Here is a 20225-nt window from a genome sequence, read left to right as displayed (position 1 = left end):
AACGCAGCCTCGTCCGCGCAAAGGAATGACGAGATGAAGTTCTATAATTTCGAGGTGGTCATCGAGAAGGAGCCCGACGGCGTCGGGTACCTCGCATACAGCCCGACTCTTCCCGGCTGCTTCAGCAACGGGCTGACCGTCGAGGAGGCGAAACGGAACATCCGAGAAGCGGTCCAGCAGCACCTGGCGGCGCTTCTCGATAAAGGCGAGGCGATCCCTCAGTTCGAGCGCATCGTTCACGTCGAGGAGATATCCGTGGGCATGCCCGCATGACCCGGATGCCGCAGATCACAGCCAAGAAGCTCGTCTCGTTTCTGAAGAAGCAGGGGTTCGCCGAAATCCGGCAGTCCGGAAGCCATCTCACGCTGTTTCACGAGGAGCGGCGGATCGCGGTGACCGTGCCGACCCATACGGGTTGCGACCTCGGGCGTGGCCTCGCGACGCGCATTCTCAAGGACGCCGGCTTTTGCACCGAGGATTTCACACAGCTGAAATGAACGCGGAGAGGATACCCCGCACGAAACATGGCCGCCCCCACCCCCTGATGACTATTTGATGCGCATCATCGTAACGGGCGCGGCCGGCTTCATCGGCTTCCACTGTGCGAGGAGGCTGCTCGAGCTCGGCCGCGAGGTCCGCGGCGTCGACAACCTGAACGACTACTACGACGTCCGCCTCAAGCACGACCGCCTGTCTCTGCTGCGGGAACATCCGAAATTTTCCTTCGACAAAGTCGACATCTCCGACACCGCGGCGTTCGAAAAATCCTTTCGCTCGGCCGCCCCGGCGCGGGTGCTCCACCTCGCGGCCCAGGCCGGAGTTCGGTATTCGATCTCCAACCCCTCGGCCTACGTGTCCAGCAACCTCGTCGGCTTCGCCAACGTGCTCGAGCTGTGCCGGGGCGCCGGGATCGAGCACCTCGTGTACGCCTCCTCGAGCTCCGTCTACGGCGCGAACACGGACGTCCCGTTCTCGGTACATAGCAGCACGGATCACCCCATTAGCCTCTACGCGGCGACGAAGAAGTCGAACGAGCTCATGGCGCACGCGTACAGCCACCTCTTCGGCCTCCCGACCACCGGGCTGCGCTTCTTCACGGTGTACGGACCCTGGGGAAGGCCGGACATGGCGTACTTCTCCTTCGCCCAAGCGATCCTCGACGGCCGGCCCATCGACGTCTTCAATAACGGCGAGATGCGGCGCGACTTCACGTACATCGACGACGTCGTCGAAGGCGTGATCGCCGCGCTCGACCACGTCCCGGTCGAGGATCCCGGGTGCAGCCGCGCCCCCTATAGGCTGTACAACAATCGGGAACGACAAGCCCGTGACCCTCGGGCGCTTCATCGAGGTGCTCGAGAGTTGTCTCGGCCGAAAGGCGGTCAAGCGGTACCTCCCCATGCAGCCGGGCGACGTGCTCGAGACCCACGCCGATATCGGCGACACGACCCGTGCGCTGGGATATCGGCCCGAGACCACCATCGAGGACGGCCTCCCCCGCTTTGCGGAGTGGCTCGCCGGGCGCCCGCGGGACGACCTCGCGCCGGGCACGCCGAACACGGAGGACCGACGATGAGCCCTGTCCGAGCGAGGCAAGCCGCGCCCACGAGGAGCGCGGCCAGGATTGCCAAGCCCTATGGGCTTCTCGTTGCGACAGCCCGAAGGGCTTCTCCTCCGAAGGAGGAATCCTGGCCGCGACCCTGGTGGCCGCGGGTCCGTGGGCTCGGGGCTACCAGGATGAAGAAACCGGGCGGCGGGAAGGCGAAATGGTCCTTATCGTGATATCCTCTAGTCAGGAGGACGTGATGAGAGAAACGATCGATGCGATTTACGAGAACGGCGTGCTGAGACCGCTGCACAAGCTCTCGATGCACGAGGGGCAGCGAGTCAGGCTTTCCATGGAGTCGAAGTCCGGCGATGAGGCATCGACCAAGGCGGTGTACGACTTCTCGGATCTCGCCGGCTGCCTGAGGTCGAGCCCTCGCTTCTCCGCGGACCCGGTCGCCACCCAGAGAGAGCTTCGGGATGAATGGCGCTAGATTCCTTTTGGACACAAACGTCCTGATCGGATTCCTGGGCGGCGCGAAGTGGGCGGCCGACTTCTTCGAGCGGACCTCGGCGAAGAAACCCGAATACCTTGTGAGCGCGGTCACGAGAATGGAGCTCTTGGGGTTTCCTGGAATCACCGAAGAAGAAGAAGGTCGGGTTGCCGCATTGTTGGCCAGGCTGGAGCCGGTGCCGATAGACACCCAGGTCGAGGAAGCTGCAATCTCGTTGAGGCGCACGGGGAACCTCAAGCTCCCCGACGCGATCATCGCGGCCACCGCCCTGACACGGAAGGCGGCCCTGGTGACCGCGGACGAGGATTTCAAGAAGGTCCCGGACCTGGAGGTCGTCAATCCGAGACGCCCGTAGGGTCACCGGAGCGGCCTCCACTCTTCATCGTGGCCGCGCCGTTTACCCGCGCGGGGGACGCGGTCAGGTCGAACCGAAGAGAGACACCCAGGTCGTGCCGAGTTGACTGCGCTCGCTTCGCGTCGCTTCGTCGCCGCGGCTGTACTTCGTCCAGCGAGCAGGACTTCGTACAGCAACGCGTTCCGCGGGCCGGAAGGACTGTCTGAGGCACGACAAGCGAGGCGCCCTTGGACGACTGTCTGAGCGAGGCCATGGAAATCCGTGGAATACTCGACCTGTGCCGCGCGAGTTCCGCAGCGATCGGAGAGGACGCTCCGGCGTCTTCTCTTCACCGAGGCGGGGCCTGCCCCGCCTCCACCCCACCCTTGGGGGCAGTCGCTCTTCACCGTGAAACAACTGATTATTAATTTCTCTCTCGAAGACGCGGAGCATCCTCGGAGATTGCATTGCGAGGACTGTCTGAGCGCGGCAAAAAGGACCATCCGCCTACGCGCTCCGCGCATCGGCTCGATCGACCTCGACGTTCAAGATCGCACCTCTTCGGAAAGTTTGGGGGCACGCCGCTCGGGCACCGGATCAGCCGTTCCCCTCGCCACCGTCCAGGTGGAGAGGGGCCAGGGGTGAGGCGCGGCGAAGAGGGGCCTTGGTGGGATCGAGTGAACGCGGGATGTGTTGCCTGGGGGGCGTTGATCCGGTGATCTTCTCGCGTGGGCAAGTGTCATGTGGAGGGTCTTGACCCCTATGGGGAAGGCGAGGCGAGATGGTCCGTATCGTGATATCCTCTAGTCAGGAGGACGTGATGAGAGAAACGATCGATGCGATTTACGAGAACGGCGTGCTGAGACCGCTGCACAAGCTCTCGATGACGGAGGGGCAACGGATAAGGATCGTCTTGGAGCGTGCCTCGAAGGACGAGCCGTCGGACGCCGACGAGTCGGAGAGTGAGTGGCTGCGGGCCGTCTCCAGGAATCCCGCGTTCGCTTTTCTGAGCGACCCGGAGGAAGACATCTACACCTTCGAAGACGGAGCGCCGCTGGATGACTAAAAACACCATCGTGCTCGTTCCGTTTCCTTTTGACGACTTCTCAGCCTCCAAGGTGCGGCCCGCGCTCTGTCTTACCTCGAAGATAGGGCGGTTCGAACACGTGATCATCGCGTTCATCTCGAGCCGAATCCCGGACGATCCGCACGAGAGCGATGTGGTGATCCGAAAGGACTCGCCAGAATGGCTCGGCACCGGGCTCGCCGTGGATTCCGTGGTCCGGTTGCACCGGCTGGTAACCGTACCGAGGGAGCTGATCAGGAGAAAGCTGGGAACCCTCGGCCCTTCCTTGCAAGAAGAGGTGAGGGGAAAGCTCTCCAAGCTCTTCGAGGGGTAGAATGTGCCAGGATTGCCAAGCCCTATGGGCTTCTCCTCCGAAGCCCTTTCCTTTGCGCCTCGCGAGTTGGCTCCGGGCGCAGGCTGTGCCCTCCGTCGACGCCGCTGTACTCCGTCCAGCGCGCTGGACTTCGTACAGTACACCCAGGTCGTGCCGAGTTCCGCAGACCATGGAGAGAATTCCCCGAGGCCATCTTCACCGGGCGAGTGCCGCGCGAGTTCCGCAGCAATCGGAGAGGACGCTCCGGCGTCTTCTCTTCACCGAGGCGGGGCCTGCCCCGCCTCCACCCCACCCTTGGGGGCAGTCGCTCTTCACCGTGAAACAACTTGTTTTTAAGTTTCTCTCTCGAAGACGCCGGAGCATCCTCGGAGATTGCGAGGACTGTCTGAGCGCGGCCGGGGCACCGTTGTCAAAAAAGAACGTCCACCTATGCGCCCCGCGCATCGGCTCGAGCGACCTCGAAGTCCAAGATCACGCCGTCCGCCGTTTCCATGAATTCGTGCTAGAATGAGCGCTCGAGGCCAGGCGTGGACGGAGTCCACAATCGATGAAAGTTCGGGACCTTGTGAAGTTGATCGAAAAAGATGGGTGGTACGTGGTGGCGACGCGTGGAAGCCACCGTCAGTACAAACACGCCAAGAAGTCCGGGCGTGTGACCATCGCCGGGCACCCGGGAGACGACCTTGCGCCGGGTACGCTGAACAGCGTGCTCAAGCAGGCTCGTTTGAATAAGAAACGCACGGAGGGCTGACGATGAGTCGATTTCTCGTAGTGATTGAGGAGGTCGGGAACAACTATTCCGCCTACGCTCCGGACCTCCCCGGTTGCGTGGCGACCGGAAAAACGCGCGAGGAAGTGGAGCAGAACATGCGGGATGCCCTGGCGATGCACATGCAGGGGCTCGCCGAGGACGAGTTGGAGCTCCCGACGCCCAGCGCCAAGTCGGAATATTTCTCCGTGAGCTCCCGTGGAACTGCCCGAAAAACAACCCGAAGATCGGGCGCCGAAGTCGTTTGAACGCTCACGAACGCGCCGTCCTGTCTCGCGAAGCCTTGGCTAGTGCCTCGCGAGCGGGCTCCGAGTCCCGGGTCGTGCCGAGTTGACTGCGCTCGCTTCGCGTCGCTTCGTCGCCGCGGCTGTGCTTCGTCCAGCGAGCAGGACTTCGTACAGCAACGCGGTCCGCAGGCCAGAAGGACTGTCTGAGGCACGACAAACTAGGAGTCCTCGGAACCCCGAGGACTGTCTGAGCGCGGCCGCGGCACCATCGGCGAAAGAGAACGGTCTAGGCGAGCGAACATGGTCTCACTCCCGCGGGCGAAATCCGTGGTAGGATGAAAATCGGGCTGAGGAGGTCATGATGGCAGACAATACCGGAACGGTCAGCGTGGCCCTCGATCGTGTGCTGTACCAGCGGCTCAAGGAGATCGCCGAACGGCGCCACTGCGCCGTGGACGACCTCGTGGGGGAGTCGGTGAAAATTCGCTACTCTCTCCACACGGCACAGGAGCGCCGGGCCGCCGTAGACTCCTTGGAGACCATGGATCTCCCCGTCGGATCCTGGGATGAGATGGAAAAGGAAATCATCGCCGGAGCCACGCAGCCTTGAGGGTGTTCATGGTTTTCGTCTTTTCGATGCATTCGAACGGGTAGTCCGAGAGGTCATTCCGATCGAGCATAGGGACGTCGCCGATGCAAGAGCTCTTCTCGGTATCCACCCGGGAATAACCGCACGCGACGCCATTCACGCCGCAATCATCAGACGCTACGAAATAGAAGTAGTCTATTCATATGACAGACACCTGGATGGTATCGACGGGTTTCGGCGCCTCGAGCCTGCTTAGTCCGCGCCACGCGGCGAAGCGACAACGGCCCCAAGCACACCCAGGTCGTGCCGAGTTTCGCAGACCATGGAGAGAATTCCCCGAGGCCATCTTCACCGGGCGAGTGCCGCGCGAGTTCCGCAGCAATCGGAGAGGACGCTCCGGCGTCTTCTCTTCACCGAGGCGGGGCCTGCCCCGCCTCCACCCCACCCTTGGGGGCAGTCGCTCTTCACCGTGAAACAACTGTTTTTAAATTTCTCTCTCGAAGACGCCGGAGCATCCTCGGAGATTGCGAGGACTGTCTGAGCGCGGCCGGGGCACCGTTGTCAAAAAAGAACGTCCGCCTACGCGCCCCGCGCATCGGCTCGATCGACCTCGAAGTCCAAGATCACGCCATAGCTCGCTTCCAGCGAGCGAAGGCGGACACCAACTCGAGGCACGCCGCTCGGGCACCGGATCAGCTGTTCCCCTCTCCACCGTCCAGGTGGAGAGGGGCCAGGGGTGAGGCGCCGCGAAGTCGCTGGAGATGGCGGCGGCGAACGTGCGGTGTTAGAATGGCAACAGTGGAAACAGCGGGTGACAACGTCGAGATGGGTGCGTTGCTGCTTCGAGAAGAGCTGGAGCGGTGCCTTAGAATTCTCGTCGATTGGGAGGCGACGGAGAAGGTCATTCTCTTCGGTTCCCTCGCGACCGGCGACGCGACCGCCGGCTCGGACATCGACATCTCGGTTATCGCGCGGACGGATGACGACTTCTGGACCAGGAACCGGAAGGTGAGGCGCCTTCTCAAGCCTCGCAGCGCCATGGACATCATCGTGTACACGCCCGAAGAGGTGGAGAGCCTTCGAGAAGCGCGGCCGTTCTTCCGCGACGAGATCATGGCCAAAGGAAGGGTTGTCTTTGAAAGAGAGCACTAGCCGTTGGCTGGCGTTCGCCCGCGAGGATCTGCGCGCCGCAGAGGTCGTCATGGCGGCGGACATGGCGGGGAAGGCCTGCTTCCACGCACAGCAGGCGGTGGAGAAGGCGCTCAAGGCGGTGATCGCGCAGAACAAAGAGGTCGCCCCGCCGAGGACCCACTCGATGGCGGAGCTGTTTCGTCACCTCCCCGAGGGATTCCTGGCGGTTGTTCGACCCGATCTCGAGGAAGCGCTGGATACCTACTACTTGTGGACCCGTTACCCCGATGCGGTTCCGGGTTCAATCGTGGACGGCATGCCGGGCCGCGAGGACGCGCTCGAAGTGATCGAAATGGCGAAGGCGGTGTTGGCGGAAGTCGAGGACTTGCTGGGGAATGGATAAGGGCCGCAAGTGACAACTCGCGGGCCTCGAGAAGGCCATCGGCCGGCACGGGGAGACGCTCATCTCCGGACGCGCGAGGAAAAGTAAGTGGTCCCGACCCCAGCATGTTCGAGGCTCTCGCCCTCGCGTTGGCAAGTGTCATGTGGAGGGTCTTGACCCCCTTGCCTTGTCACACGGTACTCGGGCACTCGAAACCGGTACTCGGGCACTCGTCACGCGGTACTCGGCCACTCGTCATGAAGTACTTTGGCACCGGATCAGCTGTTCCCCTCGCCACCGTTCAGGTGGAGAGGGGCCAGGGGTGAGGTACTCGGGCACTCGCGAAGGGCTGCTCCAGCGGTCGAATCGGCTACTCTGGCACCCATCATGAGCTACTCAGGCACCGGATCAGCCGTTTCCCCAGGCCATCGTGGCCGCGCTGTTGAAGAAGCTTTGCATCCGCTTTCCCTCCCCCCTCGATGCCCCCGCAGGGGCATCCCCTTTCCCTCCCCCCGTGGGGGAGGGTGCCCGAAGGGTGGGAGGGGTTGGAGGGTGCCCGAAGGGCGGGAGGGGTTGGAGCGCGGCAAAAGGCCCCCAGGATCGACCCTTTCGATCACAGCGGATTTATTTACCATGAGATCGGAATTCATTTTGCCGCCGTTCAACGCTCATGCGATGGTTTCGCCGCCGGAATTGCCCGGCCAAAAGGCCAGTCGCGGAGGTATGAGATGGCGGAACTGGACATGAACCTGGTGAAGAAGGGGATGAAGGAGCCGAGGGAAGGGCTGCGGGATCAGGGCGTGGTGAGCGCGGGGCTGGCCCGCAACCACGCCGCGGCGCTGGCCGCGTGCGGCTGGACCGCGGACGCCACGGCGGAGATCGACGCGCTGGTGGAGGCGCTCGGCTCGAAGGTCGCGCAGCAGGCGGAGGCGAGGATCGCGGCCAAGGGCACCACGGCGGACGAGCGCGCGGCCCGGGCGGCGGCGAAGGAGCTCATCGGCAAGGTGCGGCTGGGCGCGTCCATCGTGCTCGGCCGGGAGAAGGTGCCGGGCGTGACGCTGGAGTCGTTCGAGGCGGGCCACGCGCTGGGCCAGTCCACGCCGAAGATCGCCATGTACCTGGAGAAGGTGGCGCCGGCGGTCGAGGCGATCGACGAGCGGCTCATGCCGTTCTTCGGCGGGGAGAAGGCGTCGCTGCTGATGAAGGCGGCGCGCGCGAGCCTGGACGGATCCCAGGCGACGCAGGAGGTCTCGGTGGCGACCGTGCCGCGGGAGACGCAGGAGATCTACGAGATCAAGGGGCGGCTGCTCAAGCGCATCGAGGAGCTGAACAAGGTGGGGAAGATCGCGTTCTACGGTCAGAACGACATCATGGGGCAGTTCAACAAGGACGTGTTGAACAGGTCCAGGAAGTCGAGGAAGGCGGAGGCGGGTGATGTCACCACCGATGCTCCGTAGACACTGGAGCTCCTGACCTGTTCCCGAATAGATGACCACAAGTAACTCCCTCGAACCTGAACACCACTGAGTCTTCTGACCAAAGAACGATGTCAATCCGTTCACGCATCCTGAAGGTCGGCGCCGCGAAGTCGCTGGAGATGATGATCGTCACGCTGGTGCGGTTCGTCTCCGTTCCGCTCTTCCTGCACGCGTGGAGCACGGAGATGTACGGCGAGTGGCTCATCCTCTACTCGCTGCTCGCGTACTTCTCGCTCGGGAACCTGGGCTTTGCGCAGGCGGCGGCGAACGAGATGACGATGTTCGTGGCGCGGGAAGAGCGGGACAAGGCGCTCTCGACCTACCAGACGACCGCGGTGGCGATCGGACTGATCTCCGTCGTGCTGGTCGGGCTCGCGTCCGTCGTGGCCTGGGTGTTGCCGCTCGAGGGCTGGATGGGCCTGTCCCGGATCACGGGCAACGAGCTGCGGCTCGTCGTGCTCGTCTTCGTGGCCTACGTGGTCATCGGGTTCCTGATGGGGCTCTTCATGGCGGGGTACCGATGCGAGGGCAGGTACCACCGCGGCATCGTGTACTCGAACGCGGCGCTCTTGGCCGACTTCGGGGCGCTCGTGGCGGTGCTGCTCTCGGGCGAGGGCCCGTTCGTCGCGGCGCTGGCGATGCTGGCGGTCCGGGTGGCGGCGGCGCTGACGATGATGGTCGACTTGAGGGTCGTGGTGCCGTGGCTCAAGCTCGGCGCGCGGCACGCGAACAGGACGGAGCTCAAGCGCATCCTGTCGCCGTCGCTGTCGTTCGTTGCCATGCCGGCGGGCCAGACGGTCATCAACCAGGGGGTCGTCATCGGCATCGGGGTGATCATCGGGCCGGTGGCGGTGGTGCTGTTCAGCTCGCTGCGGACGCTGACCAACCTCGTGACGCGGGTGTTCGACCTGGTGAACCAGGCGTTCTACCCGGAGGTGTCGATGGCCTGGGGGGCGGGGAATATGGAGCTGCTTCGGAAGCTTCATCGAGTATCCTGCCAGGCATCGTTCTGGTTGGGGTTGGTGGCGGTGGGGGGGTTGGCGATCTTCGGGCCGTGGGTGTTCGGGAAGTGGACGCAGGGGAAGGTGGAGCTGGACATGGCGCTGTTCTGGGGGTTCCTGGGCCTGGTGTTGCTCCGGAGCCTCTGGTACACGAGCTTCGTGGTGCCTTCGGCGATCAACAGGCACCAGCGGCTGACGGTGTTGTATTCAATTGTGGCTGTTTTTGGTCTTGTTATTTCGTTGTTGGGATTGAAGTACCGTCTTTATATGGTGCTTTTGGGTTTCATTGTGGTTGAAATTGCTATGATTGTTAGTGTGCTCAAATATTCTCTTAATTTGTCGATGGACAAACCATCTGTATTTTTAAAATCGATTTTCAAACTAGCATTTTTGCATAGGACGTCTACTTTTTTTCACCGATAATGAAGTGTGTTGTATACCTCAGCAATATCGTTCTCTTCTTCCTAATTCGATACCAATGCAAAAGACCGTTTATAATGCGTTACAGCAAAACTTCTAATTTCTAACTTCTGTTCGTTTTATACGAAAATATGATAAAAGGCAGCACTGGCGGAGTCGGCATCGTTCCCAAGGTTCTTCTGCTGGTGGGTACATTGAATGCCGTGGTATCTCAGTTCTTTATTTCCGAGGAAATGATCTTTTCTTCTTTTAGTATTGGAACATATTCTGTATTCGGTTTGCTGCTTGCTTTTAGCATCCTTAGGTTGAAACGACCAAGTCCGCTTCTGAAAGTCATGCTTACTGCAGTGGCCTTCTCGACAATAGGGACACTTCTCTACTCGATCGAGTCCGAAACGCCTAGCATTTACTATGTGCAACATCTGTTAGTTCCGACGGGTGTCTTGTTCATCTCAAACGTCGTCAGACTGGATGGAAAGTGGCTTGTTGCGTACATCTACTTGTACGTCATAGCTGCGGTTTCTGTAGGACTCGCGTCGGCATTCTTTCATGGCACCGGGCTGATGATTTCGGCGCAGTACCTGGTTGCGGGAAAGAACCAGCTTGGGCCGACGATTGCCGTGGCCGCGGTCCTGTCTGTGTTCATGATGTTCGAAAGGATAACATCAAGCAAGTTGTTGAGCATATCGATACACCTTGCATTGATAGGGGCAGCGGTGGCAGCGCTTGCTTCGATCAGAAACAGGGCCGGCTTGCTGGCCTTCTTTGTTGTTTCTTTATTGTACTTGGTTCTATCTGTGTTCCGAGGGCGATACCAGGGAAGGCTGGCACTTCTTTACGTTGTTTCTGGAGGAATTCTCGCTTCGAGCATCGCATTGGGCTACACATATGAGCCGGTCGAGTTCGTGAAGGAGTCTATTATTGTAGGGCGCGTTTCAGGTGACTTGGACTATTTCAGCTCGGGCAGATTGGAAGTGGCAGTAACAGCAGTTGATAGTATTGCCAGAAATATCGCTTTCGGAAGCCATGAATACCGATCTAAAGAACGAGGTCTGCCTCATGCCTATGCAATAAACGAATTAGCGAAGTGGGGATTATTGGGCGGGCTTCCTTTGATCCTGCTTTATCTGTACTTGTGGGTGTATTGCGGCAATAGAGTATTGAGAATCACGAAAATTACTCATAGCTATGCAAGGGCGGCACTGTGGCTGCTGCTGATGGGATTGATCACCAGTTCGTTGGAATATGCACATCCTTACGGACCAGGAACTAGTTTTGTTGTTGTCTGGTACCTCGTGGGTTTGTATGACAAGGAATCAGTAGCATCGGTTGAGAAAGCATCGGACACGGAGATCAATAATGAAGATCGCATGGTCAATACCTAACGTTGGTCCATATCATCATGCTAGGTACAGCAAGCTTGCGGCTGCGGAAGATATTGATCTCGATGTCATCGAAGTCGCCTCGAAGATGGGGAGGTATCCGTGGAATAGGACGGATGACACCAACTATAAGCGCATAACCCTCTTTGAAAATGCGGTGATGGAAGATTTGCCCGGGTCGCTGGTGACGTTGCGCATGATGCGGCAACTCGCTAAAATCCGGCCCGATGTCGTGGTGGTAACAGGCTACTCCAATCAATGGGACAGGGTTTCCGCGGCGTGGGCGCGGGTCACACGAAAAACGTCCCTGACCACGTTTGTTACGACAGAACTGGATCACCCCAGGAAGCGGTCGGTAGAAACAGCAAAGAGCTTCTTGCTTCGCAGCCTGTTCGATGGTGTTGCTTGCACCGGGCAGCGAAGCAAGGAGTACTTATTGAAATTAGGTGTCAAGGAAGAGCGAATACAGGTCTGCGGCAACGTGGTGGACAACGATCACTTCGCCGCTCCGCGCGAACTCTCGAACCCGGCTTTGCCCCAGGGTCCGTACTTTCTGTCGGTCACCCGATTCTCGCCCGAGAAAAACTTGCCGGCGATGCTGGACGCGTACGAGGATTACTGCCGAAACTCAAACCCCGCCCCCTGGCCCCTGGTGATGTGCGGGTCAGGGCCGCAGGACGCCGAGGTTCGCGCCAGGGCGGCGCGACTCAACGCGGGAAAGGTGATCTTCCCCGGCTTTCTGGGCTACGACGCCCTTCCCGAGGTCTATCAGCGCGCCGGGTGCATGCTGCTGCCGAGTCTGTCCGAGCCGTGGGGCTTGGTCGTCAACGAGGCGATGGCCGCGGGAACGCCGGTGATCGTCTCGAATCGCTGCGGCTGTGTGCCGGACCTGGTCGAGCACGGCGAGAACGGGTTCGTGTTCGATCCCAACGACACCAGCGAACTTACAATGCTGATGAAAAAGGTGGCTTCGCTGTCTGACGACGAACGCCTTGAGATGGGCCGCAAGGGTCAAAATCTAATAGTAGGATACACGCCCGACACCTGGGCGAATAGCCTGCTGGAGTTGGTTGGTGGTATTACCGTATTGAGAAAAAGGAACATGAGAACACTGATAGAGAATTTGAAGAGTAGTGGCATGACAGGCATGAAGAAAATCAAAAGAAGACACGTGGCAAGACTGAAAAGATACCTTGAAATTGCCCAAGGTAACAGTATATTCATACAGCCTGAAATATGGTGTGAAAAAAAGAGGTTTGGATCGCAGGAGTACGGCGGTTGGGACGTTGCTGCGAACGGTATCGATGCTGATTCGGTCGTTTATTCGTTCGGTGTGGGAGAGGATGCATCATTCGATATTGAATTGATAGAGAGATATGGTATTACCATTCATGCGTTCGACCCGACACCAAGGTCAATTGAGTGGGTAGATAAGCAAAGGTTTCCAAGCAAGTTCATCATGCATGAGTTCGGAATTGCCGCATTTGACGGTTTGGCTTCTTTTCATCCACCCGAAAATCCTGAACATGTATCTCATACTATGCTTGACAGACCCTCAACTATGGGCAAAGTCATAACTGTGCCGGTGAAGAGGCTTGTCACCATAATGAATGAACTGGGGCACAACAATGTTGATATTCTGAAAATGGACATTGAAGGTGCCGAATATAATGTAATAGGAGACTTAGAGAATTCCAACATCAGACCCAAGCAGATTCTCGTCGAGTTTCACCATCGATTTCCAGGTATTGGGATGAGAAAAACGAAAGAAGCTATTAAGAAACTCAGATTGATGGGATATTTACTGTTTTCCGTTTCCAATGAAGAAGAATATTGTTTTCTTCGAAGAGACATATATGAAGGGATGGCGATACGATATTGAGGAGAATCCATCTTCGACGCGCATCAGAAATACAGCATGATATAGGAGCAGAACATGCAAGTCGTCATTTTATGCGGTGGCCAGGGCACTCGACTTCGGGAGGTGTCCGAGAATCTGATACCAAAGCCCATGGTAACAGTTGGCGACCACCCCATCCTCTGGCACATAATGAAACACTACTCCCACTTCGGATACAACGATTTCATCCTGTGCCTTGGACATTTGGGTTGGAAGATAAAGGAATACTTCCTCAACTACCACGCCATGGAGTCGGACTTGACGGTTCGACTGGGCGCGACGCACTCGATTCAGATCCTCAACGACTGCTCTGAAATGGACTGGAAGGTCACGCTCGTCGAGACCGGAAAGGATACCGGAACGGGCGGTCGCCTCAAGCGAATCGTGAAGCACCTGACCGGGGACGACTTCATGCTGACGTACGGCGACGGCGTGAGCAACGTGGACCTCAATGCCCTCGAGCGGTTCCATCGAGATCACTCCAAGCTGCAGACCATCACGGGCGTCATCTCCCCGAGCCGGTTCGGCGAGCTTGAGGTCGTGGACGACCGGGTCGTGTCCATGAGGGAAAAGCCGCTTGCGACGGAACGCCACATCAACGGCGGCTACATGGTGTTTCGGCGGGAGTACATAGATCGCTACTTGTTGGGCCTGGACGACGCGACGATGTTGGAGCGAAAGCCCATGGAGACGGCCGCAACGGACGGCGAGCTCGCGATTTTCCGTCACGATGACTTCTGGCAATGCGTGGACACACCGCGCGACTGGACGATGCTCAACGAGGCCTGGAACGCCGACAAGGCACCGTGGAGAATATGGTGATGCGCGACTTGCTATCAAAAAAATACAAAGGCCAGCGAGTCCTGCTGACCGGGCACACGGGGTTCAAGGGGTCGTGGCTCGGATTGTGGCTTGCGGAACTGGGCGCCGAAGTTGTGGGTGTCGCGCTTCCCCCGGAAACGAAACCATCACATTTCGAACTGTGTGCGCTGGAAAAGAGAATTCGTCACGAGGTCGTAGACATCAGAAGCGCGGATGGCCTCCTGAAGCTGTTCAAAGAAACAAGACCGGAGATCGTCTTTCATCTCGCAGCACAGGCGATCGTCCGACAGTCTTACGACACTCCCAAAGAAACCTTCGACATCAACGTACTTGGCACCGTCAATTTGCTCGAATGCATCCGCGTGACAGATTCGGCCAAGGCCGCGGTCATAATCACCAGCGACAAGTGTTATGAAAATAAGGAGTGGGAGTTCTCTTACCGCGAGAACGATCCCATGGGTGGACACGACCCCTACAGCGCGAGCAAGGGCGCTGCGGAACTCGCCGTTGCATCCTATAGGCGGTCCTTCTTCAACGCACCCGGGAGGCGACTCGTGGGTTGTGCAACGAGTAGGGCGGGAAACGTCATCGGCGGGGGCGATTGGGGACTGGACCGACTGATTCCGGATTGCGTCAGGGCGCTTTCGAATAGAAGAGCCATCGAAGTGAGAAACCCCACGTCCTTCAGACCGTGGCAACACGTGCTCGATGCCCTCGCGGGCTACCTGCTTCTCGGTGCACGACTTCTCGACGCGCCGCAGAAGTATTCCGACGCTTACAACTTCGGGCCGACAGCGGGTGAGGAGCTGAGCGTGAAGGATCTCGTGAGCATCTTCCTTGAAAGGTGGGGAAGCGGAAGCTGGGATTCGAACTCACCGGACGGCGAGCCCCCTCACGAAGCCAGGTTGCTAAGGCTCAGCAGTGAGCGCGCCAGACAACGCCTGGGATGGAAACCCAGGCTGGAAACGCGCACCGCTGTCGCATGGACCGCGGACTGGTATCGTATGGCGCTTGAAAAGGGTTTCTCGCCTGGAGCCATGGAAAGCACTTCCGTGGAGCAGATCAACAAGTACATGAATGTCAGTTAGGAACACTTGATGGGGCGAGAACAACGACGCTGGTTGATAACGGGCGCCGACGGTTTCATCGGCAGGCATCTGCGATCGCTCCTCCGGCAGTATGGCGAAGAGGTCGTGTGCGCGATCGAGCCATCCACCGTTACTGGCAAGCCACACCCGTCACCAAACGAGAAATACTGCGAGGCCGATCTGAGATCAGCTGGCGCGGTCGAATCGCTGATGGCCGCCGCGCAGCCGACGCACATCGTCAACCTGGCTGCGATTGGAATCAGCCCTACTTCTTCGGAGAGCACTTGTGACTTCGTGGATCTGAACGTGCGGCTTCCCGGTCATCTGCACGCGCTGATGAACCCCGGCTGCACCCTGGTGCAGGCTGGTTCCATGTCGCAATACCAGGGCAGCGAGAAGCCCATCAGCGAGAAAGATGGCGCGCGGACGGATCGGACCTTGTATGCCTGGAGCAAGAACGCCGCTGATTCGTTGCTCGAATCGCTGGACTCGCGGATTGAAACGAAGAGATCGGTGAGAGCCCGCCTTTTCGGCGTGATGGGCCCTGGAGAACCGGGCCACCGACTCATCCCCTCGATCGTGGGCAACTTGGTAGGCGGCGGCATCGCCGAGCTCTCTGACGGAACACAGGTAAGGGACGTTCTTCATGTGGAAGACGTCGTGAGGGCGCTGTTCCATCTCGCAACGACCCCGCCCCTGCACGGTCGCGCCGTCAACATCGGACGTGGAGAAGGACGTTCGGTTCGCTGGATCGCAGAGCGGGTCGGTAGACGTCTGGATGGGTTGGAGCGGCTGGGCTTCGGCGCCTTACCTCGAAGAAAAGGGGAGCCAGAGGTGCTTGTGGCAGATGTCGGGATGCTGCGCTCCAGCGGTTGGACCCCGCGTTTCTCTTTTGAGGAGTCGGTCGATCTGACGGTCGATGCGCTGCTTGGAGGGGAGACACCGGGATGAGAGTGTTGCTCGTCCACCAACTGTATCAGATGCGTGGCGGGGCAATGCGGGTCCTGTTCGGTATCGAGAAATCCCTGCTCGATCACGGCGACAGCGTCGCTGTCCTAACCTCACGAACCTCGACTGATGAACCAGGTGATCCGCGTTCTGTTCATTTCCGGGTGGATGGTTTCGACTCGACCGTTTTCGATGGAGCTGCCCTCTCGAATCGTCTGAAGTGGGCTGCGTATGGAATCTATTCTTTTCCAGCACGCCGTGCGGTTAGAGAAGCTGTGCGGGAGTTCCGTCCCGATGTGGCGATAGTTCTCAAGCCCGAGTACCAGCTCACGCCCTCCGTGCTCCAGGAATTGAGCTCGTGTCGCCTTCCCGTGGTCCAGTGGCTGGTGGACTACCGACCTTGGTGCACGCAAGGGCAATTCTACAATATCAAGGAAAAGACGGTTTGCACTAGATGCGCTGGAGGACTGCACTTCCACGGTGCGCGCTTCGTGTGCGATCGCCGGCTGTCGTGGTCAGTTTATGGTGCTATCGCTCGCACGTTGACCACATCACTGATGCGAGTCCCCTGGACTCCGACAATCTACGTTGTTCCCACCGAAGCGAATCGCGAGTTCGTATCTGCAACAGTGGGTATCGAGAAAACTCGGATTCGTGTTCTTCCCCACCCTTTGAATGTGTCTGCGATTCGTACGGGACGAGGGTTCGGAGAGGGACCGATCCTTTTTTACGGAGGTATCGTTCCCCCGAAAGGGGTCTGGACGCTGGTAGGGGCGCTGCGACACCTTCCCGGCGAAAAACTATTCGTCGCCGGGGTAACCGTGGAAACACAGCTTGCCGGTTTTCGTCGACAAGTAGTCGAGTACGGATTGACTGACAGAATTGAGATCGACACGCAGATCCGGTGGGGCGGCAGGCTGAGAGAGTTGATACGGTCTTCGCGGCTGGTCGTGAACCCTTCCGAGTGGGTGGACGCTCTCGACTATACCACACTGGAGTCGATGGCGCTCGGCAAACCCGTTTTGGTTGGTGATTCGGGAGGAAACGCCAATTTTGTCACCGCAGGGGAAGACGGTTTCGTTTTCAAGTCAGGCGATGAGCAAGCACTGGCAGATGCCATGCGGTCCGCTCTGATCAGCCCAGAAAAGCTGGATGAAATGGGCCGTGCTGCAAGAGCAACGGTCACTCGTCGCCTTGATGGTGAAGTCTTCTATTCTGGGCTTCGCGAAGTGATTGAAGAAGCGTGTGGCCGCCACACGCCCAATCGTAGCAAATGATCCTCACACCTCTTCCGGCATCGGGGCCTTCCGCTTCGCGTTCGCGAAGTACTCCGCCACGGTGGTGAAGCGCTCCTTCAGCTTCGGATCGAAGGCGACCTGGGCCTTGACCTGGTTGTTGACCTTGCGCAGCATATTGAACGCCTCCGCGTCCACCAGTTTCCCCGGGCGGAATCCGCCCGGGCTGGGCCGGACCCGGCGGGGGATCGACCCCGCTGGGGGAATGGCGCCGGGTTTCCGCCGTGGTTGACGCAACGGCTGCTGATAGGCTGACACCATGCCCCGCATCCTGATCTCCACCCAGGTCTTCCCCCCTGAAATCCACCCCACCTCGGTGATGGTGCGCGAGCTCGCGACGCACCTCTCGCAGAACGGCTGGGACGTCGAGGTCGTCTGCGGCTACCCGCACCACCCAACCGGCGTGCTGCCAGAAGGCCGTGGCGCGAGGAGGAGTTGTGTGCCGCTCAGCCGGCAAGTAGGATGAAGACCGAGCGCCACGCGGAGGTAACGCGATGTTGAAGATGAACCGCATCCACATCCAGGGGTTCAGGAGACTGATGGATGTCGACATCGAAATGAGGCCCATCATGGTGCTCCTAGGCGCCAACGGGGTGGGGAAGTCCTCGCTGCTGGATGCGTTCTCGCTCCTCTCGGCCTCGGCCGGGGGGAAGTTGAACGGCACGTTGAACGGCATGGGAGGCTTGGCGAGCCTCTCGACCCGGGACAGGGCGCGATCGATCTCTTTCCAGCTGAGCATGAGCGTTCCGAACGACGAGCCGCTCGACTACGCGCTCGAGCTGTCGCCCAAGGAGACCGGGTACTCGATCTCCCGCGAGACGTTGACCCAGGCCAGGCAGGGGTATGAGCAGCCGTTCAAGCACATCGACTCCGTCGACGGCGACATCAAGTACTACAAAGTGGACGGGAAGGGCCTCGTCCGGCCCGACTGGGAGCACAGCCCCCTGGAGACGTCGCTCTTCCAGGTGCCCAAGATGTTCAAATACCCGGAGGAGCTGCGCCGGCTCATGGCTTCGGCGACGAAGTACCACGTGCTGGACGTCGGCCCGCGCGCCCCGGTGAAGACGCCGCAGCAGATGAAGCCGGCGATCCTGCCGGGCGCCGACGGGGAGGATCTGGTCCCGTATCTCTACTACCTCAGGGAGAGCGATCCGGACCGGTACGAGGCGATAGAAGACACCCTCAAGGCCGCGTTCGGGGAGTTCGACGCGCTGGGCTTCCCGCCCGTCGCCGCGGGGATGCTGGCCATGACCTGGAAGGACAAGTCCTTCGGAAAGCCGTTCTACGCGCACGAGCTCTCCGAGGGAACGCTCAGGTTCCTGTGGCTGGTTGCGTTGCTTCAGAGCCCCGGGCTCTCCACCGTGACCATGATCGACGAGCCCGAGGTCAGCCTGCACCCCGAGCAGCTGAGCATCATCGCGGAGGTCATGCGGGAGGCTTCGGCGCGGACGCAGCTGGTGGTGGCCACGCACTCGGACCGGCTGGTCCGTTTCCTGAAGCCGGAAGAGGTCGTCGTGATGGACGTTTGCGAGGACGGCAGCGCGACCGCGAGATGGGCCGACTCCATGGACCTCGACGGGTGGCTCGAAGATTACGGCCTCGACGAGGTCTGGCGGATGGGGAGGATGGGAGGTCGGTCATGAAGATCGCCCTGGTCGTCGAAGGAAAGACCGAGCGGGTGTTCCTGCCCCACCTGAAGAGGCTCCTCGAGGCCCGGCTCGAAGGCCGCATGCCCAGGATCGATCCCCTGTCCTACGACGGCCGGATACCCACCGGCGGGAAGCTGCGACGCCTTGTGGAAGGCCTGCTTCGCGACGGGGCCGATCACGTCATCGCGCTGACCGACGTCTACACCGGGAGCCGTCCGCCGGCGTTCGAAGATGCGCGGGACGCCGCCGCCAAGATGAGGGAGTGGGTCGGCGGCGAGCCGAGGTTTCACCCTCACGCGGCCCAGTACGATTTCGAGGCCTGGCTCTTGCCCTATTGGCCGTCGATTCAGCACCTCGCGGGCAGCAACAAATCCGCACCGAAGGGATCTCCGGAGCAGGTGAATCACGAGAAGCCTCCCGCCCATCGAATCAAAGAGGTCTTTCGCACGGGCAAGAAAAGGAAGTCCTATATCAAGCCGCGCGACGCGGGACGGATCCTTCGAGACAATGACCTTTCGGCGGCCGTCTCACAATGCGTCGAGCTGAAGTCCCTCGTGAACACCATCCTGACCTTGTGCGGTGGCGAGAGCATTCCTTGACCATCGGCTCTGGATACTGAATTGCCCCGCACGCGCAGCGCCAGCTCCAGGTCCGCGATGATCTCGTCCTTCCCCGGGCGGAATCCGCCCGGGCTGGGCCGGACCCGGCGGGGGATCGACCCCGCCGGGGGAATGGCGCCGGGTTTCCGCCGTGGTTGACGCCACGGCGGATCTAGCCCAGCCCGCGCAGATCCTGCGCGGGGGGTGTCGGGGGGAGAACCCGGGGTTGTCGATCGGAGAGCGCGTGGTTGTCGGGGGGAGAGCTCGGGGTTGTCGGGGGGAGACTTGCGGGGGGTCGGGTTGTGTCCAATCTGGTGTGAAGAGGGGGAGCCGCGATTGGCCCGGAGCTCGCGATGAGATATCAGGCCTGACATGAAGAAGGTCGCGATCTTCTCCTGCGTCGGCGGCGGTCCCATGGAGCGCCTCGTCCGTTCGCTCGAGGCCGGGGGGCAGAGCGCCCGCACCGAGAGCCTCTTTTCTCCGGAGCGCTGGCGCGACCTGATGCACCGAGGGCCGCTCGGCCGTGCGGCAGCCCGCGCGGGCGCCATGGGCGTCTTTCCGGCCAGAACCGCGATCCGTGCCGCCTTCTTATCGGATCGCTTCCTGGTGCCCACGACCAACCCGTTCTTCCTCCCGCTCGTCCTCGTCGCGACCGGCGCGTGGCACGGCCGGCGCGTCGTGCCGCTCGTCTACGACCTCTACCCCGACGCCTGGGAGGCGACGGGCGTGACGAAGGCGGCCCCCCCGGCCG

The 20225-nt window shown here is 60.2% G+C and carries 23 protein-coding genes and 1 pseudogene; all 24 read left to right on the top strand.

The genetic code is table 11. The features are described from left to right. Positions 1–33: 33 nt before the first annotated feature. Positions 34–273 carry a type II toxin-antitoxin system HicB family antitoxin gene (locus M0R80_21780; GenBank protein ID MCK9462265.1) on the top strand — a complete coding sequence of 80 codons (240 nt, stop codon included), beginning with the start codon at positions 34–36 and terminating at the stop codon, positions 271–273. Next, positions 270–497 (top strand): type II toxin-antitoxin system HicA family toxin, encoded by a 228-nt coding sequence (locus M0R80_21775; protein ID MCK9462264.1) that lies wholly within the window; start codon positions 270–272, stop codon positions 495–497. Before M0R80_21780 ends, M0R80_21775 begins: the two co-directional genes overlap by 4 nt. Before the next feature lie 58 nt (positions 498–555). Then, positions 556–1576: pseudogene (locus M0R80_21770) on the top strand (NAD-dependent epimerase). A 229-nt stretch (positions 1577–1805) separates the two neighbouring features. Further along, positions 1806–2039, top strand: a complete 234-nt coding sequence (locus M0R80_21765) for an antitoxin family protein (GenBank protein MCK9462263.1) — start codon at positions 1806–1808, stop codon at positions 2037–2039. Further along, complete coding sequence (locus M0R80_21760) at positions 2026–2415, top strand: type II toxin-antitoxin system VapC family toxin (GenBank protein ID MCK9462262.1); 390 nt, start codon at positions 2026–2028, stop codon at positions 2413–2415. Before M0R80_21765 ends, M0R80_21760 begins: the two co-directional genes overlap by 14 nt. 799 nt (positions 2416–3214) lie before the next feature. After that, on the top strand, positions 3215–3460 hold the full coding sequence (locus M0R80_21755; protein MCK9462261.1) for an antitoxin family protein: 246 nt from the start codon (positions 3215–3217) through the stop codon (positions 3458–3460). Beyond that, positions 3453–3794: a type II toxin-antitoxin system PemK/MazF family toxin gene (locus M0R80_21750; protein MCK9462260.1), complete on the top strand. Its 342-nt coding sequence runs from the start codon at positions 3453–3455 to the stop codon at positions 3792–3794. Before M0R80_21755 ends, M0R80_21750 begins: the two co-directional genes overlap by 8 nt. Positions 3795–4341: 547 nt before the next feature. Beyond that, positions 4342–4545, top strand: coding sequence for a type II toxin-antitoxin system HicA family toxin (locus tag M0R80_21745; protein ID MCK9462259.1), 204 nt, complete (start codon positions 4342–4344; stop codon positions 4543–4545). A 2-nt stretch (positions 4546–4547) separates the two neighbouring features. Beyond that, positions 4548–4811, top strand: coding sequence for a type II toxin-antitoxin system HicB family antitoxin (locus tag M0R80_21740; protein ID MCK9462258.1), 264 nt, complete (start codon positions 4548–4550; stop codon positions 4809–4811). Positions 4812–5148: 337 nt separating this feature from the next. Then, a complete protein-coding gene (locus M0R80_21735; GenBank protein ID MCK9462257.1) occupies positions 5149–5400 on the top strand; it encodes a hypothetical protein in 252 nt (83 codons plus the stop codon). A 777-nt stretch (positions 5401–6177) separates the two neighbouring features. Then, positions 6178–6531: a nucleotidyltransferase domain-containing protein gene (locus M0R80_21730; protein MCK9462256.1), complete on the top strand. Its 354-nt coding sequence runs from the start codon at positions 6178–6180 to the stop codon at positions 6529–6531. After that, positions 6515–6913 carry a HEPN domain-containing protein gene (locus M0R80_21725; GenBank protein MCK9462255.1) on the top strand — a complete coding sequence of 133 codons (399 nt, stop codon included), beginning with the start codon at positions 6515–6517 and terminating at the stop codon, positions 6911–6913. The genes M0R80_21730 and M0R80_21725 overlap by 17 nt, the downstream gene beginning before the upstream one ends. Positions 6914–7620: 707 nt before the next feature. Next, on the top strand, positions 7621–8349 hold the full coding sequence (locus M0R80_21720; GenBank protein ID MCK9462254.1) for a hypothetical protein: 729 nt from the start codon (positions 7621–7623) through the stop codon (positions 8347–8349). 89 nt (positions 8350–8438) lie between these two features. After that, positions 8439–9794, top strand: coding sequence for a hypothetical protein (locus M0R80_21715; protein MCK9462253.1), 1356 nt, complete (start codon positions 8439–8441; stop codon positions 9792–9794). Positions 9795–9922: 128 nt separating this feature from the next. Further along, on the top strand, positions 9923–11176 hold the full coding sequence (locus M0R80_21710) for a hypothetical protein (GenBank protein ID MCK9462252.1): 1254 nt from the start codon (positions 9923–9925) through the stop codon (positions 11174–11176). Next, on the top strand, positions 11151–13055 hold the full coding sequence (locus tag M0R80_21705; GenBank protein ID MCK9462251.1) for an FkbM family methyltransferase: 1905 nt from the start codon (positions 11151–11153) through the stop codon (positions 13053–13055). The genes M0R80_21710 and M0R80_21705 overlap by 26 nt, the downstream gene beginning before the upstream one ends. A gap of 54 nt (positions 13056–13109) precedes the next feature. After that, positions 13110–13895 (top strand): glucose-1-phosphate cytidylyltransferase, encoded by a 786-nt coding sequence (locus tag M0R80_21700; GenBank protein ID MCK9462250.1) that lies wholly within the window; start codon positions 13110–13112, stop codon positions 13893–13895. After that, positions 13895–14983, top strand: coding sequence for a CDP-glucose 4,6-dehydratase (gene rfbG, locus M0R80_21695; GenBank protein MCK9462249.1), 1089 nt, complete (start codon positions 13895–13897; stop codon positions 14981–14983). Before M0R80_21700 ends, rfbG begins: the two co-directional genes overlap by 1 nt. Positions 14984–14992: 9 nt before the next feature. Beyond that, the gene (locus M0R80_21690; protein ID MCK9462248.1) at positions 14993–15934 is read left to right on the top strand and encodes an NAD-dependent epimerase/dehydratase; all 942 of its coding nucleotides are present in this window, start codon (positions 14993–14995) and stop codon (positions 15932–15934) included. Next, positions 15931–17208, top strand: coding sequence for a glycosyltransferase family 4 protein (locus M0R80_21685; protein MCK9462247.1), 1278 nt, complete (start codon positions 15931–15933; stop codon positions 17206–17208). The genes M0R80_21690 and M0R80_21685 overlap by 4 nt, the downstream gene beginning before the upstream one ends. A 277-nt stretch (positions 17209–17485) precedes the next feature. Beyond that, positions 17486–17692, top strand: coding sequence for a hypothetical protein (locus M0R80_21680; protein MCK9462246.1), 207 nt, complete (start codon positions 17486–17488; stop codon positions 17690–17692). Between the two features lie 28 nt (positions 17693–17720). Continuing rightward, on the top strand, positions 17721–18869 hold the full coding sequence (locus M0R80_21675) for an AAA family ATPase (GenBank protein MCK9462245.1): 1149 nt from the start codon (positions 17721–17723) through the stop codon (positions 18867–18869). Next, positions 18866–19474, top strand: coding sequence for a DUF4276 family protein (locus M0R80_21670; GenBank protein ID MCK9462244.1), 609 nt, complete (start codon positions 18866–18868; stop codon positions 19472–19474). Before M0R80_21675 ends, M0R80_21670 begins: the two co-directional genes overlap by 4 nt. A 372-nt stretch (positions 19475–19846) precedes the next feature. Further along, positions 19847–20225, top strand: a 379-nt coding sequence (locus M0R80_21665) for a hypothetical protein (GenBank protein MCK9462243.1), incomplete at its 3' end; no start/stop codon positions are given.

The organism is Pseudomonadota bacterium (assembly GCA_023229365.1).
Taxonomy (GTDB): domain Bacteria; phylum Myxococcota_A; class Polyangia; order JAAYKL01; family JAAYKL01; genus JALNZK01.
Note: the sequence above shows the minus strand (reverse complement) of the source record. Positions and strands in the feature narration are given on the sequence as shown.

Excerpts from the sequence above, each read along its gene's own strand:
- M0R80_21690 (MCK9462248.1), top strand. The coding sequence starts at position 14,993 with ATGGGGCGAGAACAACGACGCTGGTTGATAACGGGCGCCGACGGTTTC.
- M0R80_21780 (MCK9462265.1), top strand. The coding sequence starts at position 34 with ATGAAGTTCTATAATTTCGAGGTGGTCATCGAGAAGGAGCCCGACGGC.
- M0R80_21755 (MCK9462261.1), top strand. The coding sequence starts at position 3,215 with ATGAGAGAAACGATCGATGCGATTTACGAGAACGGCGTGCTGAGACCG.
- M0R80_21740 (MCK9462258.1), top strand. The coding sequence starts at position 4,548 with ATGAGTCGATTTCTCGTAGTGATTGAGGAGGTCGGGAACAACTATTCC.
- M0R80_21680 (MCK9462246.1), top strand. The coding sequence starts at position 17,486 with ATGCCCCGCATCCTGATCTCCACCCAGGTCTTCCCCCCTGAAATCCAC.
- M0R80_21720 (MCK9462254.1), top strand. The coding sequence starts at position 7,621 with ATGGCGGAACTGGACATGAACCTGGTGAAGAAGGGGATGAAGGAGCCG.
- M0R80_21745 (MCK9462259.1), top strand. The coding sequence starts at position 4,342 with ATGAAAGTTCGGGACCTTGTGAAGTTGATCGAAAAAGATGGGTGGTAC.
- rfbG (MCK9462249.1), top strand. The coding sequence starts at position 13,895 with ATGCGCGACTTGCTATCAAAAAAATACAAAGGCCAGCGAGTCCTGCTG.
- M0R80_21775 (MCK9462264.1), top strand. The coding sequence starts at position 270 with ATGACCCGGATGCCGCAGATCACAGCCAAGAAGCTCGTCTCGTTTCTG.
- M0R80_21700 (MCK9462250.1), top strand. The coding sequence starts at position 13,110 with ATGCAAGTCGTCATTTTATGCGGTGGCCAGGGCACTCGACTTCGGGAG.
- M0R80_21710 (MCK9462252.1), top strand. The coding sequence starts at position 9,923 with ATGATAAAAGGCAGCACTGGCGGAGTCGGCATCGTTCCCAAGGTTCTT.
- M0R80_21750 (MCK9462260.1), top strand. The coding sequence starts at position 3,453 with ATGACTAAAAACACCATCGTGCTCGTTCCGTTTCCTTTTGACGACTTC.
- M0R80_21685 (MCK9462247.1), top strand. The coding sequence starts at position 15,931 with ATGAGAGTGTTGCTCGTCCACCAACTGTATCAGATGCGTGGCGGGGCA.
- M0R80_21705 (MCK9462251.1), top strand. The coding sequence starts at position 11,151 with ATGAAGATCGCATGGTCAATACCTAACGTTGGTCCATATCATCATGCT.
- M0R80_21670 (MCK9462244.1), top strand. The coding sequence starts at position 18,866 with ATGAAGATCGCCCTGGTCGTCGAAGGAAAGACCGAGCGGGTGTTCCTG.
- M0R80_21715 (MCK9462253.1), top strand. The coding sequence starts at position 8,439 with ATGTCAATCCGTTCACGCATCCTGAAGGTCGGCGCCGCGAAGTCGCTG.
- M0R80_21760 (MCK9462262.1), top strand. The coding sequence starts at position 2,026 with ATGAATGGCGCTAGATTCCTTTTGGACACAAACGTCCTGATCGGATTC.
- M0R80_21675 (MCK9462245.1), top strand. The coding sequence starts at position 17,721 with ATGTTGAAGATGAACCGCATCCACATCCAGGGGTTCAGGAGACTGATG.
- M0R80_21765 (MCK9462263.1), top strand. The coding sequence starts at position 1,806 with ATGAGAGAAACGATCGATGCGATTTACGAGAACGGCGTGCTGAGACCG.
- M0R80_21735 (MCK9462257.1), top strand. The coding sequence starts at position 5,149 with ATGATGGCAGACAATACCGGAACGGTCAGCGTGGCCCTCGATCGTGTG.